17 protein-coding genes and 1 tRNA gene are annotated in these 22,831 nt (G+C 55.3%); 9 read left to right on the top strand and 9 right to left on the bottom strand.

Annotated features, from left to right (window positions below; genetic code table 11):
* Position 1: 1 nt before the first annotated feature.
* Genes ED208_RS05110 through ED208_RS17020 form a run of 4 tightly spaced genes read right to left on the bottom strand, consistent with a single transcriptional unit; the run spans position 2 to position 3,939 of the window.
* Complete coding sequence (locus ED208_RS05110; RefSeq protein WP_123210811.1) at positions 2 to 1,066, bottom strand: TniB family NTP-binding protein; 1,065 nt, start codon at positions 1,064 to 1,066, stop codon at positions 2 to 4.
* A complete protein-coding gene (locus ED208_RS17025; RefSeq protein WP_148044695.1) occupies positions 1,063 to 1,896 on the bottom strand; it encodes a hypothetical protein in 834 nt (277 codons plus the stop codon). The genes ED208_RS05110 and ED208_RS17025 overlap by 4 nt, the downstream gene beginning before the upstream one ends.
* Positions 1,893 to 3,227, bottom strand: a complete 1,335-nt coding sequence (locus ED208_RS05105; protein WP_158608440.1) for a TnsB C-terminal domain-containing protein — start codon at positions 3,225 to 3,227, stop codon at positions 1,893 to 1,895. Before ED208_RS05105 ends, ED208_RS17025 begins: the two co-directional genes overlap by 4 nt.
* Positions 3,163 to 3,939: a hypothetical protein gene (locus ED208_RS17020; protein WP_148044694.1), complete on the bottom strand. Its 777-nt coding sequence runs from the start codon at positions 3,937 to 3,939 to the stop codon at positions 3,163 to 3,165. The genes ED208_RS05105 and ED208_RS17020 overlap by 65 nt, the downstream gene beginning before the upstream one ends.
* A gap of 1,301 nt (positions 3,940 to 5,240) precedes the next feature.
* Between ED208_RS17020 and ED208_RS05095 the strand changes: the two genes are divergently transcribed.
* The gene (locus ED208_RS05095) at positions 5,241 to 5,648 is read left to right on the top strand and encodes a hypothetical protein (RefSeq protein WP_148044693.1); all 408 of its coding nucleotides are present in this window, start codon (positions 5,241 to 5,243) and stop codon (positions 5,646 to 5,648) included.
* A 47-nt stretch (positions 5,649 to 5,695) separates the two neighbouring features.
* Here ED208_RS05095 and ED208_RS05090 read toward each other — a convergent pair whose 3' ends face one another.
* Positions 5,696 to 6,394, bottom strand: coding sequence for a hypothetical protein (locus ED208_RS05090; protein WP_148044692.1), 699 nt, complete (start codon positions 6,392 to 6,394; stop codon positions 5,696 to 5,698).
* A gap of 470 nt (positions 6,395 to 6,864) precedes the next feature.
* Here ED208_RS05090 and ED208_RS17015 point away from each other — a divergent pair, with 470 nt between their 5' ends.
* The 8 genes from ED208_RS17015 to ED208_RS05065 all read left to right on the top strand — a co-directional run bounded on the left by ED208_RS17015 (position 6,865) and on the right by ED208_RS05065 (position 17,945).
* A complete protein-coding gene (locus tag ED208_RS17015; RefSeq protein WP_148044691.1) occupies positions 6,865 to 7,263 on the top strand; it encodes a hypothetical protein in 399 nt (132 codons plus the stop codon).
* An 82-nt stretch (positions 7,264 to 7,345) separates the two neighbouring features.
* Positions 7,346 to 7,450: transfer RNA gene (locus tag ED208_RS05085), tRNA-Ile, on the top strand.
* A gap of 25 nt (positions 7,451 to 7,475) precedes the next feature.
* Complete coding sequence (locus ED208_RS05080; protein ID WP_123210806.1) at positions 7,476 to 8,459, top strand: metallophosphoesterase; 984 nt, start codon at positions 7,476 to 7,478, stop codon at positions 8,457 to 8,459.
* A complete protein-coding gene (locus ED208_RS17010; protein WP_158608439.1) occupies positions 8,443 to 8,676 on the top strand; it encodes a hypothetical protein in 234 nt (77 codons plus the stop codon). Before ED208_RS05080 ends, ED208_RS17010 begins: the two co-directional genes overlap by 17 nt.
* Positions 8,677 to 8,837: 161 nt before the next feature.
* On the top strand, positions 8,838 to 10,304 hold the full coding sequence (locus ED208_RS17005) for a restriction endonuclease-related protein (RefSeq protein WP_148044689.1): 1,467 nt from the start codon (positions 8,838 to 8,840) through the stop codon (positions 10,302 to 10,304).
* Entirely contained in the window at positions 10,301 to 13,702 is a 3,402-nt protein-coding gene (locus ED208_RS17000) for an ATP-binding protein (RefSeq protein ID WP_148044688.1), read from the top strand. The genes ED208_RS17005 and ED208_RS17000 overlap by 4 nt, the downstream gene beginning before the upstream one ends.
* A 5-nt stretch (positions 13,703 to 13,707) precedes the next feature.
* Complete coding sequence (locus ED208_RS05070; protein ID WP_123210804.1) at positions 13,708 to 16,440, top strand: RNaseH domain-containing protein; 2,733 nt, start codon at positions 13,708 to 13,710, stop codon at positions 16,438 to 16,440.
* 104 nt (positions 16,441 to 16,544) lie between these two features.
* Positions 16,545 to 17,945 carry a DUF2130 domain-containing protein gene (locus ED208_RS05065; protein ID WP_123210803.1) on the top strand — a complete coding sequence of 467 codons (1,401 nt, stop codon included), beginning with the start codon at positions 16,545 to 16,547 and terminating at the stop codon, positions 17,943 to 17,945.
* A gap of 57 nt (positions 17,946 to 18,002) precedes the next feature.
* Here the strand turns inward: ED208_RS05065 and ED208_RS17780 are convergent, their stop codons facing one another.
* The 4 genes from ED208_RS17780 to ED208_RS05045 form a co-directional block, all read right to left on the bottom strand.
* Entirely contained in the window at positions 18,003 to 18,221 is a 219-nt protein-coding gene (locus ED208_RS17780; RefSeq protein WP_123210802.1) for a KTSC domain-containing protein, read from the bottom strand.
* Positions 18,222 to 18,231: 10 nt separating this feature from the next.
* Positions 18,232 to 20,127, bottom strand: coding sequence for an ATP-binding protein (locus ED208_RS05055; protein WP_123210801.1), 1,896 nt, complete (start codon positions 20,125 to 20,127; stop codon positions 18,232 to 18,234).
* Positions 20,114 to 21,316, bottom strand: a complete 1,203-nt coding sequence (locus ED208_RS05050; RefSeq protein WP_123210800.1) for an SIR2 family NAD-dependent protein deacylase — start codon at positions 21,314 to 21,316, stop codon at positions 20,114 to 20,116. Before ED208_RS05050 ends, ED208_RS05055 begins: the two co-directional genes overlap by 14 nt.
* Before the next feature lie 248 nt (positions 21,317 to 21,564).
* Entirely contained in the window at positions 21,565 to 22,767 is a 1,203-nt protein-coding gene (locus ED208_RS05045) for a ribonucleotide-diphosphate reductase subunit beta (RefSeq protein WP_123210799.1), read from the bottom strand.
* Positions 22,768 to 22,831 lie beyond the last annotated feature (64 nt).

Genomic DNA, 22,831 nt, shown 5'->3' with positions numbered 1-22,831 from the left:
CTCAGGCCGCCTTCTGATACGCCTGCGAGAGCACCCACTGCTCCGGCGCGGTGAAAGGGTTGATGACTGAGGTGGGCAGGCCTGGCTCTCCGTTCTCCCTGCGCACTTCGTTTTGCGTTTCGAGGCTTCTACTGACCGACTCGTAGGCCGACGCGAAGTGAGCCAGCGTGATGATCCGGTCGCCTCGCACCAGAGCGTGTCGTGCCGCGTTGATCACCAGATCCTTGATCGGGCCTGGAACCCCACCGGTTGCCAGATGTATTCGCAGAGCGTTGTAGGACTGATCCTCGAACGACACGGCATCGTCGAAGAAGCTCAGCTCATTGACGGCACAGAACAGGAGGTCGCCGACAAAGGCACCGATCGTGCTGGGCTTTTTCGCGGCGGGCATCGGGAACGCGCGCAGCCGAAAAATCTGGTTGAACCGCCGTGACATCTGATCCTCGGCCAGCAGTAGCGCGGTGGACGACGGCAGGCCCAACAGGATGAAACTCACTCCGGACTTCACGATCAGCGTCTTGATCCAGTCCTGGACCTGCCTCAACTGTTTAGGGGCCTGCTTTTCCCCGCCTTCACCGACCGACAGCAGGTGTTGGAACTCGTCGAGGACGACAACCCGTACGTCGCACTGCCTGAACTGCTCGATCAGTTCTTCGGTAAGTGCCTGGGTCGGCTGATTGAGTCTGCGGGTGATTCCCATGCTGCGAAGCATCTGGATCGCCATGGACCGCGGGGTCACGGGGCTCGGCACCGAGGTCATGAGCGCGCCGACATTACGTTGTACGCCCAGACGGAACTCCTGGTCGAAAGTCCCATACCGATTCTCGATCAGGTCGCACAATGTCGATTTTCCGCAGCCCGAATCCCCAATGACCAGCAGGTGGCGGGGCTCGGAGTAGTGGCGATTCATCGCGATGACGCTATCGACCAACCGGGAGGCGTGCGCCATTTCAGGGTGATTGATGACGGCTGAACTCAAACGCTCCAGAAGCAGGGCTTCGTTGGGCGGAAGATCGTTTGCGGCGGCGCAGTCCGGAGACAGCGTGGTGGTGTCGTAGGTATTCATCGCGGAGTTCTCCGAATAGACAAAGATGAAAAGCTGGGGTTGGCCTTCACGCCGCGCGTGGCGCTCGAAAACGTAGAGGTCGCCGGGGCAGGTGCGTCAGGCTCGGGAGCAGCACTGGCCGGCAGAGGTGCTTCGACAGGCGGGTCGGTAACAGATGGGTCGGCAGACGGTGGCGGCGACGGAGCCGCTCCGCCGGCTGGATTTCGGGGTCTGCCGCGTTTCTTCCTGCTGGGTGGCTTCTCCGGATTCGCATCGGCCATCCCGTCCGGAGATCGAGCCTCACCGAGTACTGTCTCGGGTTCCTCTGAGGCAAGCATGTCAGGCGGTTCCGACCTGCCACTTTCATTGCGGCGAGCTGCGAGCTCGTCCCGAATCTTCTCGAGGCGCCGTGCAGAGATCGGGTCTTCCTGCCGCCCTAGAAGGGCGTAGTACTCCAGCCTTAATCGATAGAGCTCGGTGTCGGCCATTCGCTCCAGTCGGCACTGAAGGTGTTTCTCCTTGAGCACGGCCTTCAACTTCTGGTGCTCGTAAAGCGACAGGTACTGCGTGTACATCGGCTGCGTCGACTCCGCTCGTAGCTTCACGGACGGGATCCCCTCCTCGGCTGGAAGAACAACGTAGACGACGGTCAGATCGAGTTCGTCGATCAACAGCTCGACTGCGCGTGATTGATTTCGGTTCCGCCGACGCAGCTCCCATTCCCTCAGCGCGTGGGATCTCCAGCGAAGGCCATGTCGTTCGACATAGCCTTTGCTGACCACAGCGCTAACAGAGGACCGTGCCAGGATCTCCGCGTCCTTGGCAGACAGGGTTCGAATCGGGACTTTCATGCGTTGAGCCCTTCCGACCACACATCGATCGGGGCCCGACAGATGCCACGGTGGATTTCGAGGTGGTAGACGTCGTGGATCCAGACTTTCACGTGCTTGCGGATGTCGTCGATCGTCATCCGCGCGAACGTCTGCGATGCGTAGTCACCGCGTGAGGTCGGATTGGAGAAGGTCGTGCCGGGAAACTTGTGGATCAGCCCCTGATTCAGAGTCCTGAAAAACCGTTCAACGATGGCCTTGCCGTTCGGGGACCTCGGGGGACACGGCTCGACCACGATGTTCTGTTGGGAGCAGAAACGGACGAAGCCGGCGTGACGGTAGTCGGAGCCGTTGTCGACGATCAGGGTGCTCATGATTCCCCTGGGCTCCTTTCCGTTCGCCACCACGGCTTCGGCCATGGTCTTGAGCAGCGTGGCACCGCTGAATGGAGCCAGACTGACGTGCGCCGCCAGTACACAGCGTGAGTAGACGTCGATGATCACCGTGATGAAGGGGCGCCCGATGTCCTGGCCGTCGGCATCCACGACGATGATGTCCATGATCTGCCCGTCGGCCATGGCGAGGTCCAGAATTGAAATGGCACTGAACGCCCGGCCCACCGCACGATGTCGACGTCGCGCGTAGGCCGTGCCATAGCGCTCCTTGTTGCGGGCGTAGAGGTCAATCCGCTGGATGATTCGTCGAATGGTCTCTGCCGACGGAGCTTCTAGCTGAGCTGCCGAATGCTCGTTGTACTGAGTGATGCGGAGATGGACATCGGCGCACACCGCCTTCATCGAGTTCCGCTGGCGGGTCATGTAGACCTGCTGGATCGACTCCGAAACGATCCGGTCGACATCAGGATCGAGACTGCTGACGGCGCGCGACGGCTTGATGCTAGGCATCAGGGCGGCATCCCTGCGGCCGCCATCGAGCCATAGCTTCACCCAGCTTGCGATCGTGGATGCGCCCGGAGGATCCTGGTCGCTGAGGCGCTTGGCGAGTTCCGGAATCTGCGCTCGGATTTCCTTCTGCGAGCACGGATTCTCGTTGGCGCGGTAAACACCGTGCACGTAGTGCAGTCTCCGCTTGAGCTGCTCCAGCTGTGCTTCGGTCAAACCGGAGTAGAGGCCTTCGCCGAGCGGATCGGAGGCAGACGGCGGTGTGTATTCGGCCTTGATTTGACCCTGCTCAACCAGCTCGCTAAGGGTCTCGAATTTCATGACGCGCGTCGGCCCACCCTGCATCGGTGTAATGCGGAGTTGATCCTTGCCGACGTGCACCACCTCATAGTCGGACGACAACATCTTGAACTGAGCCCCAAACTGCACGAGCGGAAGAATGGCTTTCATGACGATCTCCAATAAGGGTTTTGCTGCCCCAAGGGGCATTGATTTCGAAAGACAGGAAATTGCGGATCACGAGCTTCTCGATGGCGAAGACCGGGAGCCGCTCGGATCGGCAGAACTCGCGGGCCTGACCGACCGTCACCGGGCCGCGGCGAACGAAGCCGAGTAGGCCGTCGCGCTGGTGCGCGGTGACCGGCGCATCGACGCCCTTCCAGAGCTGGTCGCGAATCTGGCGGGCTGGCTGACGTTCCAGGTCGAGCTCCGTGACGATCCGGTGTGGCACGAAGGAATCCGCCAACAGGCTTCGTACGTGACGCATGCGTTCGGCGACCCTCGCGCTGGCCAGTTGCCCGCTCGGCTTCACGTCAACGACCAGGTAAATGCCGTCGGACTGCTGCACGGCGAAATCGCACACGACTTTGCGACTCATGGGGCCGGGCATCGAGAACGGCTGTCCCCGGAACCGCGCTGCGAACGGATCGATCTCCAGATTCTTCGCGAGCGCCGCTTCCAGGCGACCCTCGCAGGCGATAGTTCCGCCGTTCTTGCTGGAGGGGACAAGCACGATGCGCGTGTGGGGAACGCCTTGGCGCATCGGGCGGACGCCCTGCAGGATGCCGGCAGCGTCGGGTCGTCGATGGAAGCATTCAGCAACGGCCCGGAGATACGGCGCTGTTCCGGACGGCCTTACTGCAATTTCAGATGGATCTGTCATGGGTGACTTGCTCCTTGGTAGCGCACACGGGAGGGCCCGCCAGAGAAGGCGGAGTTGTTTTTCGTGTGCTGGGAAACGCCCGTTTTGGGCGGTGGCGGTGGACGCCTTTAGGAGCAAGTCGGCACAGTTGTCCCAGCCCCTGGATGGGGCTTGACGGATTTTCTGGATGCGCGATACTGGCCTTAGAAGAACCTGCAAAATTCTTCGACCAAGCCTCGATAAGCGTCCTACCGCTGTCGGGGCTTTTTCTTGTCCGCTAGGTCCACGGTTCTCGCGGTGCTCTAGCTGGGATTCATGGCGCTCTCCTCGGTCGATTGTTTCGCGGTTCCTCGGTCTCGCCCTGCCCACTGATTGCCGCAGTGTCTCGGTTGCGCCGCAGTCGCTCGACGTCCTCCACGAACGCATAGACCCCTTTCCGTCCCTGAACTGGGTACAGGGGTATCGCGATTCGGCCTTGTTGCTTCGCGCGCTGAAACGAACGCGCGCTGGAAAACCCTAGCGCCGCGACGAGAGCGTCGCCGGAAAGCGTCTGTTTTGCAGCCACGATCTCATTCCTTTTCATTTGCACGGTGGACGGGTTGGCGGTTTGCCTGGGAAACATGTCTATTTGACTGGTGACGGCGTGGATGGTCTAGTCGCCATAAAGAGGCGATTAAAGTGCTCCAAGAATTCCAGCCATGAAGCGGCCTCGAGGGCGTCCGGAAATCGATATCGCGGCCCGGATTCGGAACTGGGGGTGGTGCTGGCTGGTAAAGACTGAGCTCCAGCTTTCTGACGACGCTTTGGACGAACGATTCGGAGCGGTGATGTCATCTGCGCGCCGGCGGTTGTTCTTCCAAATACGCCGTGACGGCGCGTCACCAAGGTCTTTCGCCGGTAAACGTGGTCGCGGCGGGGCTACGCTTTTCCACGCAGTGCATCGAGACGGGGGCTGCGAGGAAGCGCGGCTTTGGTTCGAAGCTCCGATTTGGGAGCTGCTTCAAGATCCTCAGATGCCGTCGGAACGGGTCCAGGAAGCGTTGGACGTTTTGGTCAGGGAAAACTCGTGCTACCGCGTGGCGCCCGATGACATGTCGGTTGGTCAGTGGACATTCCCAGAAGAACCCGCATTTGTTCCTCCAGAGGCTGTAGAACTTCGCCGAGAGCTCCGTGCTCTGCGGAGGGGGTGGCCAAGGATCGCCTCCCTATCGCTGCTGTGTCTGTTGTACAGGGAGTCGGAAATTCTTCGCGACCATGCGTCAGCAGCGGCCCTAGAGATGGAAATGCTAGCGGCCCCTCAGGAACTCTGGCCCTCGGAATCCATGAAAGAGGGGCTGTCAGAGCTTCTTCAGGCAGTCATTCGCCTGCGCCTTGTGGAAAAGCGGGCCCTGAATTTTGCGGAGGTCGCGAGATGTCGAACGCAGGAACCCGACCCATCCCCGGCTGGCTACGTCAGTGCCAGAAAATGGCTGAAGACAATGGGCAATCCCTCGAAGGACAAGTTGGAGGATTTGTGCGACTGGATGGTGGAAGCGGCTAAGACGCCTAGGCCGAGCATCAGACGAGTGGTCTACCGAACTCCACAGCTTGAGTGGTTCGAGGAAAGCCTGAAGCCGTTGCACGGCCAATACAAAAAATGGCGATTGGGCCCCCTGGCTCGACCGCGAGACGTCGTGCGCGCGGAGGTGCTGGAGCAAGTGGCCGCGTTGAAGAAGACCTGTCCTAGCTGACCCTACGCTTTGTCATCGCGCGTAGCTCCGTTGCTGAAATCCTCGGCCTAAGTCTCAGTTCGCCTGAACATCCAACTGGCATTGGGACTTTTGGCTGGCCGCTGTTCGAACTTAAACCCAGGGATCTGCCTGGCGATCGCCAAAAGTCCTTTGGGCAAGCCTGAAATTTCTTGCCGGGCCAGTTGCCCGACCGCGTTGAAATGCGTCCAACCCTCCTTGTCGACGTGGGACTTCTGAAGTCGCTCCATCGCTATCGCAAGGATGCTCTCGACGCTGTTGAGAGGTACCGTCAATGTGATGGTTCCGACTGACTCGCCGGCAAGGCGCAGAGCCAGAGCTTCGGCCAGGCGTTGACCATCTCCGATATCGGCCCCCACCTCGACCCAGGAATCGAGGAATGCCTTCAGCACTTTGATTGTGATGCGCGTGGCCTCCATCACCTCATTCGCCAGAATGAATGCAGCCTCATAGTCTCGGTCCAACCGTTCGATGCAGCTTTGGCACTGCTCATCGCTCGCCAGAAATCCGTGGTCGCTGATGAGGTGGTGGACTAGCCAATTTCGCGCGGCCACAAAAGCTTCGAGATGGCCGAGCCGATCAGACCTAGGTGTCGGGCCAGACGAAGCGCCGTATGCGCCCAGAAGCTGTCCCAAGGTGAGAAGCCGTAGCTTCTCGGAGTGCGCCCGGACCTCCTCGACGCCCGCGGTCGTCATCGTGAAGTGTCGGAGGGGCAGCAGCATCTTCAATCGCAGCTCTACCAGCTGATATCGGAGCAGGTTGCGTCCGATGCGCCGTTCGACCTCTGGCTGAAGCTGTGAGCGTGGAGGCAGCATTGTTTAGTGCGATTTAATTTAGGCGAGCAGGGCGGTGACTTGGCGTTGGGGCAGCATATCCAGACGCAGGGGGCGTAGCTCCCACTGGCTTGCCAAGCTCCCGGCGGCGGGCCTAGCATGAAACGGACGCACACCCCTCGCGCTACCCGAAAACCATGGCCCGCACTCCTTCCGCCCTCCCCATCCTGAGCGCTCAAAGCGCCGGCGGGAGTGTGCGTGCGCACCAGGTCATACGCATACGGATCTCCGCCCCGACGTTGCCGGCCTGATCTGACAAATCGAGGTCGGCAAGTCCGACCTCCCTGTGAATCCAACGCCCCGGGAGGCTCACTTCCGGGGCGTTTTCTTTTCTGGCGTTGGGTCCTGTTTCCAAGCACGCCCCCATGAGCACAATCCAAAACCTCTCCAAACCCCACCTGGTGTTTGGCAAGACCGTGACCCAGGTCCAACGATGGACCGAGGACGTAGCTGTCCCGGCCAACGACATCTCAGTCGGTGGCAATGACACTCATGCGATTTTGAGTGGCGTTTCGCCAACTTTAGCCGTCTGCAACCGAGGCAACGGCCGGCAAAAAAACTGGGCACCCGAAGGTGCCCAGCTTGCCGTGGCTCAGTTCTGCACTTCCGTCTTGCGACGTATCCCGCTCGCGCGTGGCCGAATTCCTTCAGGGTGGGCGCTCTCGGCTTTCGCCTCAACTGATCCGTCGCCCGCGTTGATTATCGAATCCGACTGCGCTTGGGGCAAGGCTGCCGTGATCCGTGCGGCCGATCAGGACGCCTGATCGCCATGTTGAGCTCATTGAAAATCACAGCCGCGACTGAGCGGCACCAAGTCCGAATACGTCGGGCGTTGATCTGTTCAACGCCCGGGTGGCTGACATTGGTTCAAAGCGCCGGCCTTATAAACCGGTTCACAGCACTCGCCAGATAAGCGAGCTGATGCGGGTTCGATTCCCGCCCCGGGCACCACTCCAATCGTTATGAGGAGTTTCGTGTGCGAAACCCATCCATCGTTCGTCGGCTGCCCCCGAACTCCAGTGGCCGCGACTTCTATATCGGCGACCTGCACGGCTGCACCGATCACCTTACGCGGCTACTCGAATACATCGCCTTTGACCCGTCATCCGACCGGGTTATCTCTGTCGGCGATCTCGTTGATCGAGGGCCGGATTCCTTAGGGGCAACAGAATTGCTCGACACCCCATGGTTCTTCGCCGTCTTGGGGAATCACGAGATCTGGTCACTCTCGCAATTTCGAATCACCCCCTACACGCAGTGGGAGGAGCGGCTACGGTACTCGGACCACCTCGACTGGCACGGGAAGCTGCAAGCCTCAAAGCGCGCTCAGCTGATAGCGCGCTTGAAGTCACTGCCGCTGGCCCTCGAAATCGAGCAGCCACAAGGCGGTTTGATTGGTGTGATCCACGCCATGCTACCCATCAAAACCGCCTGGAGCGCCCTGTATGGCGTCGATGTCCACGACATGCTGCCTCAAAGTCCAAGAGTCGGCACTTTGGTCTGGGATGTCATTCGAGGGCGCGAACAGGCCGCCTTGGAGGGAGCGCTGGGGCTACGGAGCACACAGGGCTACGAACGGGGACTAGCCCGAAACCGTCGCTCTCTTCAGCGACGTGCTTGCCGAACGCCGGGAGTGGACCTGCTGATCAGTGGTCACGTTATCACCCCGAACTTCGAGCCTGTCGCCATCGCCAACCGCCTGTCGATCGATACGGGCGTCTATCGCCCTCTGGGCCGACTGACGATGGTGGAGCCAGCTACACGCCGCTACTGGCAAGTCGGGTGGCGGAAGAATCTCAAAGCACCGCTTCGCCACGTCCATTCCGGCACGCTGGCGATGCCGTACACCGCTTGGGATGTTCGCGTGTCGTTGCGGAGGATCCTGGAAGCAGACGCTGCAACACCGGGGGTTGTATCAGGGGAGGTCGGCCATGACGACGCCCATGCACATCTACAGTGAAATCGCGGCGCGATATGGGGCGAAGACTGAAGAGGAGGTAGACCATTTCTTCCAGATCGAAGTTTTCAAGCTACCTGCCGAAGTCCAGAAGGTCATATTCAATGAACTCCTCGATTCTCATGCTGTGCCGAGCAAGCTGATCGCTCGTGCATCGAAGCCTTTCGTGCGTCCGGAAAGGAGCGAATCGATACCGCCTGTAGGGAAAAAGCTCGATTGATCTTCCCAGTTTCTGGAAGCTCAGTACTCATGGTGGCCTGTGACTGGCTCGCGGCCACCAGATCGCCTCAATCTGCGTGGTGCGTTGAACCCGGCCTTACACAAAAAAGACGATATGTATAATATTATACAAAGCATTTTCTTGTATGTATAATATTGTACATGTCGGATAAAATATCGTTATTAATCAATGAAATAAGATCATCTCGTGACTGGTTCGGATCTGCGTCTGGACTGGCTGAGAAGGTCAACTCGCTTCTCAGCAAAGCCGCGCTATCGCTTGAGCCGTACGGCCGAAATGGGGTGATTGCGTACCGGCAAATTGGGGTGCTCTCCGCTCCGGAGGGGAAGCAATTTACCTGGCGGCACATTCTGGAACTTGCTGCTGCACGGCGATTAGCCGACGTGCGTTGGTCCCGTAAACAACTTGCAGATTGGATTCCGCACCAGGCTCCTGAGAATTTGCTTGAGGCTATTCGAGCACCCATGTCGGCGTCCGAGCACTTGGGGATTTCCGTTTCTCGCGAGACGCGGGAGCGTGCTGAGCAGGCTGTACGCCTTCTGGCTATCGCTGTTGTGGAGGTCTATCGAGCGTGCCGTGGCGGGGACGTCCTGATTCAAGGTCCACTTTTGCCCCACGCCATGTATTTAGCCATGTTGCGGCTTGGTGCACTGAAGGTCTCGGCTGGGCTCGTCGATGAATTCGGCTCAGTGCATGACGTGTTGGCTCGCTGTCGTGAAACCTTTGCCTCGGGTGCTTGGAACCTGCCGGTATTTGAAGATCCCCAGTTTGCATTTGCTGGGGTGAGACTTCTTGACCCAGCGACTCGCTTGCCGACGATTGACGCCGTAGAAATGGCTCGATTGGCTCGAAACGAACTCGACCTACTAGAGCAACTGGCATTCGAAGAGCTTCGGGCGACAAGCGATCGTTTTGTAGGCCGTGCGCCTGAGGTCTACACGATCTTGCGCAGATTCATAGCCGAGCACGCGATCACGACTGTCGACGAGATCCGTGTCTATCAGCGATCCCAGGCGATTCAGCTTGCGGTGGCTTTCATAAACTCCTGCTACGAGTCTGTTCAACCACACCATTTAGTAAATGGTGGTTTGTACCGTTGTAAGAGTTGTAGGACGCCAATGCGTGCAGCGCGAGTGACTGGAAAAGTCGCCTGCGTAATTCCGCAATGTGTTGGCTTTGAGGAGCCTGTCGATCCGACTTTGGTTCGTTCCGAGCACGGCGCAAACACCAGAATCGCTCGCCCGCATGTGATGACCTACTGGATCGGTCCGGCGATCGATGAGCTCGCTATCGCTCGGAAAGCAGAAAATTTGAGTTTGCCGTACATGCTGTATCCCGATTTTGATTCTTGCGACATCAGCTTTGATGGGGGCAAAACAGGCATTGATGTGAAGAGTCATTCAAATGCTTTTGTGCTCGCGGAGGCATTGTCAAAAAAACCAGGCCTTCTTTCGTTTTATGAGAAAAAGATCGTCGCCATAAACGATCAAAGCTTAAAACGCTTTCCAAACTACTTGGAGGTGCTCAAGCGCGAGTACCGAGGTGGCTCCGACATTGAATTTTTGTCGATGTCAGCCCTTTTGAAGCGAATGAAGGCGATCGAATGAAAGATCCAGTAATCGAATCTCTGCGCCTTCACAAGCTCGACATCTTGTGTGGCTTTCTGCAGCACGTCCTGGGAAGTCGGTCGTTGATCGACGCTCCCATTCTTTTGATGGGCTATCAAAGTGTCGCTGAAAGCCAGTTGCTTAAGCCTCATCGCGTTAGCTTGATCAATTTGAGGACGCTATGCCGCGGGATGACCACGTTGCCGGCCTTGCGCGCGAATGCAGCTCGCTATAACGATCGTAATTCGCGCCAATACCTCATCGACGAGAAATCACTCACTTTCAAACCCATGTTCGATGTGCCGAGCTTGGCAATCCAAGAGGGGCTGAGGCATCTCTCTCAGCCGCGGCAACATGGAAAGCATGGGCAGAAGCTTCCGTCGAACAAGTTGCCCATAGAGATCAGCGTCGATTACGCGGGAGAAAGGAGACGCTACGGAGTCGTGGGGTTACCCAGCGATCTGCAAGCGCCTATTGCCCATTCAGTTGAGACGCGACGGCGAGAGCCGATTCGCATCCGATGGTCCCAGCTTCTCGACCAAGCAGATTTGATGGATCAAATCGATACGAGTCGAGGCTCTGAACGCCCTGGTAACTGGCGCAAGAGGCTTGAGGCTGTAAACCTTGAAAAGGTCATGACATCGCCCGTTCCAGTTGATGAAATCGATCTAACAGGGCTGAAGCATTTGATCGGATTACCGGGCGCGGGGAAGACAACGGTTCTCATGTGTCTGTTAAGGCACTGCGAAGCATTCGGTATCCGCGTTGCCATGTTCATGCCGTCGATCGAGATGTGTCGGCAGTACCTAGATGACCTGCGCGGGTACGAAGTTAACGCCGGCCTCCTTGTTGGTCAGAGTCGATCCACACGTGAGCGTCACGCGCTCAAGCTTGCCGAGTCAATTGCTACCGGCGATTCCCTGAGGGGCTTTGCCAACACGACGACTTCTGCACCGTTGTTCGAGGGGAATTGTGTCCTTCCGGCCTTTACGCAAGCTCCATCGGAGGCGTTCGGCTTTCAGAGCCGCTTTTGCCGAGATGTCATCCAAGTCACGGAAAAGTCGCGTGATGGCAAGGCGCACCTGTGTCCAGCCTGGTCCGTATGTTCGCTGAACCGTGCGCCACGTGAACTACCTACTGCCTCTGTTTGGCTGGGGCATGTCTTGTCAGCCGACACAAAAGTGCCGTCGCATACGACGGCATTGGACATCCGATATTTCGACTTGATCGCCGAGCAGTTCGATCTGGTCATTTTCGATGAGGCGGATCAAGCGCAGCGCGATCTCGACATGAGCGGAATCTCGCAGCTCCAGTTGTCCGGATATGCGCTCTCTTTTCATCACCAGGCTCAGCAGACGACGTTGCAGCTCCTCGGCAAGGGGGTCAATGCATGGCTAGGCGATGACTCCCTCGCCCAACTTGCTATCGAAGCTGCGGAGTTTGAAAAGCTAAACATCTGCCTAATCAGTGCCGTGCAACGACTTCCTGATCGTTTGCGGAACGAGTTGCAGGGGATGTTGTTGACCACTTTGCGAATCATCGGAGATTGGCTGTCTCCTCCGAAGCACAGTGGGTTAAATCCAGATGCAGAATTCAGAGACGGAAATGCTCGGGCAAAAGATGCGCTTTGCTCGATATGGGAGAGTGCTGCAATTCCGGCATTTCAGTTCCGAGCTGCTACCTCGGAAAGCAACGAGACTTTAGCTGATGACGAATTGCAACGGTTGGCTGCTGGACTTCGAACAGACACTGAGACTGTTAATCAACTTCGTTCGAACCTGCTGGCCGAGCTTGCTCGGTGGCTCAATGCGGTAAATCGACAGCAGCGAGAAGAGCAAGAGCGAAAGATCAGCGAGCTTCTAAAGCCTTATGTGAAGCCGTCGGGCAAAGGCGACACAGATGAAGTTTGTGCGTTGCTGATCGCTGTGACTTTCACGATATTGGGTTATCGGCGCCTGTCGCCGAAATTGGCGCAGCTGGGTGAAGATCACGGCTTCATTCCAGTCGCCGCCGAGCGCCGATGCTCTGACGCATTACTCGATTTAACGCCAGAAAATTTGCTGGGCAGTCTCTCTGGAGTGCGATTTTTCGCTGCAAGTCGTGGACCTTCGGGCGGTAAGGGGGACCTGTTCGACGTTCGACTGCAGTATGTTGTTTTCTCGGGAGCTCCTCGTGCTTTGCTTTACCACTTGCACGAGTGGTGTGTTCGTCCGGATGGGACACGGGATGGTCCGTCTGTACTCCTCACCAGTGCTACCAGCTACCTGCCTGATAGCCCGGCCTCTCACATCGCAAGTGGGCCGCACTACATTCTCCGCCGTGCCTCCGGTTTCGCTGCAAAGCAGTCATCACTTTATGCATTTCGACCAGTAGAGACCGGCGAGTTGATGGGCGAACGGCACTATCGATTCAGTGGAGTTCGGTCAGAGCATCAAAGGCTTTCCAATTTAGAGCGCATGGTTGATTCACTTTTGGACGGCCGCCCAAGTGAATCTCAGCTCTGGCGGGACTGCGATACGTTCGATGTCCGTGAGGGCATAAAGCGAAGAGCTGCATTCGTGGTGAATAGCTACGATCAGTGTCGTCGACTCAAGACATACATTGATCAACGCTACCCCGCGTGGCGTGGCCGTGTTGTAGCCGTAGTTAAAGAACTGCCGGAGCACCTAGGCGACGTTGGCTATGTCACGGCCGCACGTGTCGAAGCCTTGGGCGACGATCCGAACTGGGACATTCTCATCTTTCCAATGGGGGCGCTGGGTCGAGGTGCCAACATCGTCTTCACCAGTGGACCCAGAAAGCTCGACGCAGCGATTGGAAGTCTTTATTTCCTCACTCGACCGCACCCAAGTCCCGAAGATCTCTCGCTACTAGTCAGCTTAGGAGCATCCGCCACCCAGAGCTTCGACATGCAGGATTTCTCAACAGTGACCTCAATGGGGAGTCTTGCTGAAAAGCTTACGAAAGCTCGAGGGAAGACTTACAAGAGGGTCGGGAAACTTCTTCGCCACCCGCTTTATTCGCGCACTCTCGGGGAGCTTTTCAAACCTTTCACCGCAGATGTTGCGGTCATCTTGTTACAGACTATTGGGCGCGCGATGCGCAACGGCTGTCCTGCGCAGTGCTTTTTTGTCGACTCGGCGTGGGCCCCTAAATCTGCGGTCGGCGAGGACGACAGTCAGAACTCAAGCATGCTCGTTCAGTTGCGCTATCTGCTTGAGGAGGGAGTCTCTCAGTCGGACGCTACTGCTGCATGGCTTTATCGAGAGCTATTTGGTTCATTCCTTGATCCTTTGCGCAAGGTCTCAGGGCTCCAATCCAAGCTGACGGGGAAAAGTAGCGATACAGAAGAAGGAGATTTCTTGGGTACGCCTTTGTTGAACATAGAAGGGGAATAAACGGGATGAAAGGCCAAGACATAGTGCTCGCGCTCAAATTCGATTTGTCGATGCCACCGCATGCGGTCAGTGTTGCCGCCATATCTTGGTCGCCAGATGCGCTCAGAATTCTTGCGGGAATGCGCGAACGCGCCGTATCCGGAGAGGTCAGTCGAGCAAGGGGCAAAGAAAAGCTCAGCCTGCCTTACGCCAGCTTGCGCGCATCGCTTCTTATTGCAGATCCACGATTCGCCTCCATGGATCCTGGCCTCGGCCTGCGTCAAACAAAAATGACGGCGGACCCCTTTGGATATCTTGAGGGGAATGCGGTCTTAAGTATCGATGATCTTCAAGACGCTGCTGCTCAGTGGATTCAAGGTCGGCTATCCGCATGGGCTCAGGCTTACGGCGTTTCTGGGCAAGCGATCAGCCAACTAACGCAGCTAATTCGGACGCGCTCACTGTTTTCAGTAGCTCACCGCGAAATGCAGGCATTCCCATGGGGAGTCGCTGGCGCTCCGACGGACTTCTATAAGGTAACGGCGGGACAGATTTCGCGTCTTCTGGCTGGAAAAGAGGTGTTCCCAGGGTTGGGCCCAATGCTTCGTGTTGTCGGTGACCAGTCCAATTCGGCGGAGCTTTTTAGTCGACCGCAGATAGCAGGTAAAGGGCGATTTAGCTTGGGGTGCAGGATTTCGCTTGAAACATTACCTGGAGCTCGGCAGCCGGTCGTCTATCTCCGCTTTTTCCGTCGACGCTGGGCCTCAGGTTTTGAGCAAGGTTACGTTGCCGAGCGAAACATCGGAGGTTTTGTACTTTCTGAGGCGATTAGGCCTCATGAGGCGTTTTCGTTCAACGCGACGATGAAGTTCGAGCAAGGCCGAAAGATCTGGCGAACTGATGAAGCATTTGACGAGCTCGTGAGTCATTTCGGCATGCAGGTTGGATATGCCAACGAGCAAGTCGTGGACTATCCAAACGACGAAACTGCCGAAGCATTGTTAATGTACAAAGCGAAGGTGACGACGTTGGGTGAGCCTGACTTGGGGGCGGGCGTATCTGCTACCGACCAATTGGACGCAACGCATGCCATTGTGGGAATCCTCGAACCTTATGGATTCCGGATTTTCGACGGTCATTCTGAGGTTAAAAAGGTAACGCCGGGGCGTAAAGCCAAAGCTGTACCCCGTCTTGACGTCTTCAAGCCTGCGATGATTCTCAATCGCTTGTTTCGTGATCAAGGCGAGCAGCTTGAAGAGCCCGTACTTGAAAGTGTCGATGAGGCGCTTCGTCGCGTAACTCAGAAGCCTCTGAGTGAGTGGTTTTCGAAAAATGTTAAAGGCTTAGAAGAGCGCTATGAAGGCACTTTAGCGGGCTTGGTTAGCCGAGTCGTGGAGGGGATGGGTGTTCGCACCGATCCGGGCCGACGCAATCTTTATCTTCTGCTCAATACCGGCGAGTCGAGCATGTGGATAAAGGCGGTCGATAGCATGATGGTCGGCGATGAGGTCAAGGTTACTGCGGTACAACTCCCGCCTGATGTTCACGGACCGAGAAATGGATTGCCAGGTTCGGAACTCAACTCTGCCGAACGTTTCCAGTGTCGCGTAGCTGCTTGGCGGCGTTTCATCGAGTCGAATGAATTCGGCAGTCGGCCCATGTTCCTAGTTCAAGCAGCCGATTTTTATCCCGGCGGTCAGGACGATTCCGTCAATAAGGTTGCTGCAGTGAGAACTCTCTCCGGAGTCGGGGGAGGCACGGTTCAGTATCTACTGCCGCCTGAACGAGGCCGGATGGATGGCTATCTGGTGCGCCTTCAATCGGCATTGCTAGACCTTCGATATGGCCATGCCGGATGTGTGATGGGGCTGAAGGCAGTAGTTGAGGCTGCTTTTCCGGACATGGATTCGCGTCCGCAATTCCTGGCCGGTATCGGGTATATCCGAATTGGCGAGAGGGCTGACCTTGCAACCCTAGTTGCAACCGCCCGCATTGAGGTCGCGACCGGCAAAACTTGCATCAAGCTGGCCCATCTCGAGTCGGAGGCAATCGTTACAACCTGGATGACGTTTGACGAGGCGCTCGGATACGTCGCCGGGCGCGGGCGCCTGACGATGGGGGACTACAACGCGCAGAAGAGTCTAATTTCTAAGTTGCTTCGAGAGTCATTTGACTCGCTGTCGAGCGAGGACGCCAACGCTGTCGTTTTTGTCGATGCCACAAATATGGCGCGATTTTGGCCAATGCTCACCAATCCCAAAGCAAAATCCGACGACATTGTGATTGATGGACAAGCCTTTCCAAAGTGGAATAGCTTGCGTCTGATCCGAGTTCGCGAAAACGCTCCTATGATCGTTCACCAACGATCAGCGTTATTTGGAGATCGTTCTATCGAGTGGGCAACGCCAGTACAGCGTCTAATCGAGGCTGCTGATACTGTTGTACCAACGTACTGGTCAATTGCTCGGACGATTGGCCAATTCAAGCGGGGCACCAGTTGCTACCGATCGAAGTATGTTCTTCGAGCTGATCGCCTAGGGTTCGAGGAGCGAGATGCAGAGTATTCGCAGCATCAGACTCCGAACCCAATTGAGCTCGCCGTACTGCGTCGGCAGCTGAATGATGATCCGACTGTTTTAGCTGGGCTCGGCCATCACCTCCGTGCGGGGATTCCACAAGCACGTGGTGACATTTGGGTCAAGATGCCCTCGCCACTCCATGTGCTGGAAAAAATAAGGGAATATCTGGAGTCATACTAATAAATAATTCTTAATATTATTTAGTGTTTTCTGGGGAATATTGTGGGAGGACGGCGGTAAGTATTCCGAAAGCGACTATTGAATTTTGTGTCTGACGAGGGACTATGACCGAAATAATTTGTCCGCACTGTGGAAAGGCATTCAAAATCGATGAGGCTGGATACGCCGACATTCTGAAACAAGTTCGAGACAGCGAGTTCGAGAAACAGTTGCAGGACCGGCTTGAGTTGGCAGAGCAAGACAAAAGGAGTGCTGTCGCACTCGCCGAGACTAAATTCGCTAGCGAGTTGCAAAAGGAATCCGCTGCCAAGGACTCCGAAATAAACTCACTCAAAGCCAAGCTCGACGCCGGTGAGGTTGAGCGGAAGCTTGCGGTAGCGGAGGCCTTGGCTGCTGTGGAAAAGCACCGCGATATGCTTGCAAACGAGCTTGAGCGAGCGAAGCAAGATAAACAGGGTGCCTTACAGCTAGCGGAGGCGAAGCTTTCGATTGAACTTGAGAAATCGACGGCTAAGAAGGATGCCGAAATTCAAGGATTAAAGTCCGAACTAGCAGCGACTGCGGTCGCGCAACAGTTTGCAATAGTCGAAGCCATTGGCGCAATTGAGAAAGAACGAAATGAGCTTAAAAGCGATTTAGAACGAGCAAAGCTCGAAAAACTGATTTCGGAAAAATCGCTTAAAGATAAATATGAGACGCAGATAAAGGATCGCGACGACGCAATCGAACGGCTAAGAGACATGAAGGCCCGGTTGTCTACTAAGATGGTCGGCGAAACTCTCGAGCAGCATTGTGAAACGGAATTCAACCGAATCCGCGCGACCGCATTTCCGAAGGCATATTTTGAGAAGGATAATGATGCGCGAACCGGCAGTAAAGGCGATTACATCTTCCGAGATTTAGATGAGTCTGGCGCCGAGATCGTCTCAATTATGTTTGAAATGAAAAACGAGAGCGATAAGACGGCCACTAAAAGTAAAAATGAAGACTTCCTAAAAGAACTCGACAAGGATCGTGGCGAAAAGGGATGTGAATACGCGGTGTTAGTGTCGCTGCTTGAGCCTGACAGTGAGCTTTATAACACTGGGATTGTCGATATGTTTCATCGATATCCCAAAATGTACGTCGTTCGACCGCAATTTTTTCTCCCAATGATCACATTGCTGAGAAATGCGGCGATGAATACAGTTAAATACAAATCAGAGCTTGCGCTAGTCAAGGCGCAAAACGCGGACATCACAAATTTTGAAAACGAACTTGAGACTTTTAAGGTTGCATTCGCAAAAAATTACGATTTAGCCTCAAGACGCTTCCAGGTTGCAATCGAGGAAATCGACAAATCGATTGATCATCTTCAGAAGACTAAAGATGCTTTGCTGGGAGCTGATAGAAATCTTCGGCTTGCCAACGACAAAGCACAGGATGTGACAATAAAAAAACTTACTCGTGGAAATCCAACAATGGCGGCGAAATTTTCCGAGTTGAATGAAAAAAAGGATTCTTAAGTCGTTGTGATTTGCTTTTGTAAGGCATTGCGGTTTTCTGCTTAGTAAAAGCTGTTTTTAGGCTTTGCTGTATCTGTAGTGTCCTTTTATATTGGCCGCCAAGAAAGCGCCTTTAGAGTCGGCATTCTTCATTGCTTCAGCAATATGGGATGGAACGTCGAAATATTGATAGGTTCCTCCATTGTGAAAGGTTACTTCCAAAATGGCTTGCGTTTCTTCGTATCGAGCCGACGCCAAATTCGATGACGTGAAAGATGGAAACTGATTCCAGGACATTAGTGGGGCCTCATTTTTTCTGGGATAAAACCGGGCTCTGTTGAAGCCACGTCTCGACAAAATCATTGTAGTCGGAATCCTCAACGCGCCGAATGTTCCAGCCGCCGGGATTCATTGAATCTTGAGGAGGCAATTCATCGCAAACCACGGGATCTTGGCTATCTGGCAACCTCTCTTTGGGGGGCGCTTGGATCATCGTCCTCATCGGGAGTCGAACGGATTCTCCGAGAATTATCGCTTCCCCGGTCCGCAAAATGGGGAGCATGTTGGTTAGCCCTTCCAAGTTGTCAGACAATGCTCCAGTTACGTGTGATCGATCAGTTGAGTTGCTAAGCCGCATGGCGAAGAAAGTGCCGCACTGCGACAGAATGGTTGAATTGATCTCAGAAGGACGCTGGCTCACGATCATGGCGCCTATGCCATATTTTCGCCCTTCTTTAACAATTCTCTGTGTGATAACGGAGGCTGCGCCGTCAAAGTTATCATTGAGGTAAGCGTGTGCCTCTTCCATAACGACTAAAAGTGGGCGCTCTCGCCCACCTTCTGACAGGTGCCTTGCCCAGAATAGCCCGTCATAAAGTACTCTGAGCACACTTCCAATGATGTCCTTGGTCATTGAAGATGGCACGCCTGACAAATCTAAAATTGTGATGGGGCGAGGACTACCCAACCACTTCTTTAGAAGCCCTGCCAGACTTTCTTGAGTTACTCCTTCAAGGTCCGGTTGCCATGCTCCGGGCTTCAGAAGAAAATCGTATCTAGAAATTCGAAGTTTTGCTCCAAGGGCCTCGAGTGGTCCCCGAATGTTTAAGGGGTCGGGAAGGTAGTTAATCTTCTCTGCATCGTCTTTGACATTTTTGACTTTGCGAAATTTCGGCGGCACACCATTTGCTGCATCGCCTTTAAGAAGATTGCCGTCGGCATCGCTCTCATACGCCCAAGTGGCTGGGTCAGATGGGTTAGCGTTTCCCGAACTATAGTAGGTCCCAAATTCAGTGCAGTAAAGGTCGTACCAAAGCTGATTCAGCGAAAATGGCACTGGGCTATCGACGCTGATATTTTCTCTCGAAATTCCTTGGATTCCATTCTTTTCAATGCTCTCTGCTTTTGCTTCTGCAATGCGCTCTAATATTATGTTTCGAGCTTTGCCATCAGGTGGAAGAGAGCCAAAGGTTACGCGGACAAGTTCGTCAAAGCTCAACGCCCAAAAGGGAATGCAAAGCCGCGACTCGTTATTTTTATGTTGATCGGGGCTGATTCTGTAGATATTTGCTAGGTCGCCTAATGCGCGCCCGTACTCTCCATGGAGGTCGAGGACGCAAATTCGGGCAGAAGGGAAACGATTGGTATTTGATAATGCATTGAGCAGCCCTGCTACTGTGGTGGACTTTCCTGAGCCTGTCGTGCCTACGATGGCCGAATGCCGGGTAACCAATTTATTTATATCTACAAGAGCGTCAATAGATTCGCTCCCCGCGATATGGCCGACCCTTACTAAATGATTTTGCTGATGCAGTCTTCCATAGAGGGCTTGTAAATCCGCCTCAGAGACTAGATGTACTTCATCATCAATCGTTGGATATTGCGAAATGCCGCGCTGAAATTTGCCGCCGCGATAGCCTTCGCCAATCAGCTGAACCGTCATCCAGCGCAAGCCATTCGGAGCGTTGGGGGCAAGGGTTTCCGGGACTGCGCTTGCGCCAACTTGAGAAACAATTCCGAATAAATCGATGTAGCCGATGGGTATTTTTATAAAACTGCCGATTTGGCCGATTCGGTAACCTTGACCATCGACGAAGCTTAAGCCTGAGGAGCGGTCGGATTTTAGAGTGACGCTAACGGATGCTCCGCTAACATCTTGAACCGTTCCAATTATCGTTGCGCGCCCGGCGTTACTCGGTTTCATGTGCGCTGTCTTGGGCCCCGGATAAGGCGCGGAGCAGGTTGCCGAAAGCAGAAAAGTCGCCAAGTTTCAGACTGATGTCTTCCCCGCTACTGACGAGCACGTTTACTGGCAGGCTCAGAGCGGTTGGGTTGTCGGTCTTCCAAGCACCGATGTTGCGACCAATAATGGCTTTATCAAAAGCCAAAAGGCTTAAGTTGGGGGTTTTTTCTGCCCATATTTTGCCGTGCATGTATTTGGGATCTTCTAAGGCTCCGAACAAAAATGCAAAAACATGTGCGGTTGGGTTTGTTTCTAGACTTCTGCATATAATATCGTTTATATGCTCATCGCCAAAAGAGTACCCGCATATAAAAACAACGGCAGATGGCGATAGTAGAAATGATTTCAGGCGATCTAGCATTGCCAGATAAGGCATCTTGCGGCTTTGGTCGTATTTTAGATGTGAGGGGTATATTAAATAAGATTGATTTTCGGATTTAATATCACTTCTGACGACATTATTTTTATTTTCCAGGCGCCAGTTCAAGGAGCCGTGAATCTTCCAAAGGCGAGTCCAGCGAGGTGGTAAGAGATTTTCGTCTTCAACGGCACCTAGGTCGAAAAAAGCCTTCCGAGCGCCAATAAACCCGTCGAAATATGGGGCGGAACTTTCTTCGAGTGCCTGCTCCAGCAGCAGGTCATAATTGGTTGTAAAAAGATGTACGGGTTTTTCGCGGTGAATCGAGCGAATCCATACCGCTAGATTGTGATATGGCGTCTGGTTATTGGGGAGGGAGCGTTCTACTTCTTCTGAGATGACTTTGCAGATGCTGCTGTCGAGAGTTGTTAAATCATCGACGGCCATTCCGCGCACATTGCCTTTCCCTGCCACGCTGATGAACGCTCGAATCTTGCTTAGAATTAATTCAATATTCATCTCATTGCCGCCGTCCTCCCTAACGATGGCAATCATTTTGTCCCAGTTAGACGGTTGCGCCCCCTCCGTCGCTCTTAGGCGATCTCCGATGACCTTCGTTAGCCCGGCGACATCCCAGATTAGTGGGAGATTCTGAGTTGTTCCGTCGATTTCGCGTGTTATTCGTACCGACAATGGGCAGCCTGCGCCGATAAAAAAACCGAGAGGCTTTCTATTTTGCGATAGCGCTTGCTGTATGAAGCCGAGCTGCCGATTGGGGTCATGTGATTGCATCGCGGTTCTGTCCCTTGATTTTTATATGTAGAAGCATGATGCCGACAGGGAGTAAGCATTCTCTCGGTGATTCATGGCAGGAACTGCAAATCTGGTTGTTGCCTGTAATCGAGCTGATCTAGGTCGTCGGGGAATCTCGTCTTAACTGTTGTTGTGGACGCCAAATCTGGGTATTGAGTTAAGAATATAAAAAGCCCCCTAGAGAATCTAGGAGGCTAGTTGCCCTTACGATTTGCCGGTACCGCAGATCAATCCCAGCTCAAAGCTCCGCCCGTCTGGTACTCGGTAACCCGCGTCTCAAAGAAGTTCTTCTCCTTCTTGAGATCAATCACCTCGCTCATCCACGGGAAGGGGTTCTCGATGGCGCCGGGGTAGAGGGCCTTGAGGCCGATCTGGGCGCAGCGGCGGTTGGCGATGAACTTCATGTAGTCGTTGAACATGCTGGCGTTCAGGCCCAGCACGCCGCGCGGCATGGTGTCGTGCGCGTACTTGATCTCCAGCTCGGTCGCTTCGCGGATCATCTCCAGCACTTCCTGTTGGAACTCGGCGCTCCACAGGTGCGGGTTTTCGAGCTTGATCTGGTTGATCACGTCGATGCCGAAGTTCATGTGCATGGCTTCGTCACGCATGATGTACTGGATCTGCTCGCTGACGCCGATCATCTTGTTGCGGCGGCCGAAGCTGAGCAGTTGCACGAAGCCGACGTAGAAGAAGATGCCTTCAAACACCACGTAGAAGGCGATCATGTCGCGCAGGAAGCGGCGGTCGGTTTCTGGCGTGCCGGTGTGGAACTCGGGGTCGGCCAGGCTCTGGGTGAAGGGCAGGCTCCAGGCCGCCTTGTCGTGGATCGACGGAATCTCCCGGTACATGTTGAACACCTCGGCCTCGTCCAGGCCCAGGCTTTCGATGCAGTACTGGTAGGCGTGGGTGTGGATGGCCTCCTCGAAGGCCTGGCGCAGCAGGTACTGGCGGCACTCGGGGTTAGTCAGGTGCTTGTAGACGGCGAGCACGAGGTTGTTGGCCACCAGCGAGTCGGCGGTGGAGAAGAAGCCCAGGCTGCGCTTGATGATGGTGCGCTCGTCCTCGGTGAGGCCGTGCGGGTCCTGCCAGAGGGCGATGTCGGCCGTCATCTGGATTTCCTGCGGCATCCAGTGGTTGTTGCAGGCGGCGAGGTACTTCTCCCAGGCCCATTTGTACTTGAAGGGCACGAGCTGGTTTAAGTCGGCGCGGCAGTTGATGATCTTCTTCTCATCGACGCGGATGCGCGCGGCGCCCATCTTGATCTCTTCCAGGCCGGTGGCGCCGCCTTCGGCGAACAGACCGTCTTGCTTCGGTGCGGCGACCGGCGCGGCGCTCATCACCACCGCCGGATGCGGGGTGTAGCCGCCGGTGGTGGCGGGCTTGGCGGCGGCGGGAGCCGGGGTGGTGGGTTCGTCGTCCCAGTTCAGCATGGTGTTGGTCCTCTCAACAAATTGTTCGTTGTCGTCCGCGCCGTGGCGCGGGCTTGCAGATGTC

It is taken from the genome of Stagnimonas aquatica, assembly GCF_003730135.1.
GTDB lineage: Bacteria > Pseudomonadota > Gammaproteobacteria > Nevskiales > Nevskiaceae > Stagnimonas > Stagnimonas aquatica.
Note: the sequence above shows the minus strand (reverse complement) of the source record. Positions and strands in the feature narration are given on the sequence as shown.

Coding starts and splice junctions, on each gene's coding strand:
- ED208_RS17005 (WP_148044689.1), top strand. CDS start 8,838: ATGTCGGATAAAATATCGTTATTAATCAATGAAATAAGATCATCTCGT.
- ED208_RS05095 (WP_148044693.1), top strand. CDS start 5,241: ATGAAAGAGGGGCTGTCAGAGCTTCTTCAGGCAGTCATTCGCCTGCGC.
- ED208_RS05110 (WP_123210811.1), bottom strand. CDS start 1,066: ATGAATACCTACGACACCACCACGCTGTCTCCGGACTGCGCCGCCGCA.
- ED208_RS05050 (WP_123210800.1), bottom strand. CDS start 21,316: ATGCAATCACATGACCCCAATCGGCAGCTCGGCTTCATACAGCAAGCG.
- ED208_RS17780 (WP_123210802.1), bottom strand. CDS start 18,221: ATGTCCTGGAATCAGTTTCCATCTTTCACGTCATCGAATTTGGCGTCG.
- ED208_RS05105 (WP_158608440.1), bottom strand. CDS start 3,227: ATGAAAGCCATTCTTCCGCTCGTGCAGTTTGGGGCTCAGTTCAAGATG.
- ED208_RS17025 (WP_148044695.1), bottom strand. CDS start 1,896: ATGAAAGTCCCGATTCGAACCCTGTCTGCCAAGGACGCGGAGATCCTG.
- ED208_RS17015 (WP_148044691.1), top strand. CDS start 6,865: ATGAGCACAATCCAAAACCTCTCCAAACCCCACCTGGTGTTTGGCAAG.
- ED208_RS05055 (WP_123210801.1), bottom strand. CDS start 20,127: ATGAAACCGAGTAACGCCGGGCGCGCAACGATAATTGGAACGGTTCAA.
- ED208_RS05065 (WP_123210803.1), top strand. CDS start 16,545: ATGACCGAAATAATTTGTCCGCACTGTGGAAAGGCATTCAAAATCGAT.
- ED208_RS05045 (WP_123210799.1), bottom strand. CDS start 22,767: ATGCTGAACTGGGACGACGAACCCACCACCCCGGCTCCCGCCGCCGCC.
- ED208_RS17020 (WP_148044694.1), bottom strand. CDS start 3,939: ATGACAGATCCATCTGAAATTGCAGTAAGGCCGTCCGGAACAGCGCCG.
- ED208_RS05070 (WP_123210804.1), top strand. CDS start 13,708: ATGAAAGGCCAAGACATAGTGCTCGCGCTCAAATTCGATTTGTCGATG.
- ED208_RS17010 (WP_158608439.1), top strand. CDS start 8,443: ATGCACATCTACAGTGAAATCGCGGCGCGATATGGGGCGAAGACTGAA.
- ED208_RS17000 (WP_148044688.1), top strand. CDS start 10,301: ATGAAAGATCCAGTAATCGAATCTCTGCGCCTTCACAAGCTCGACATC.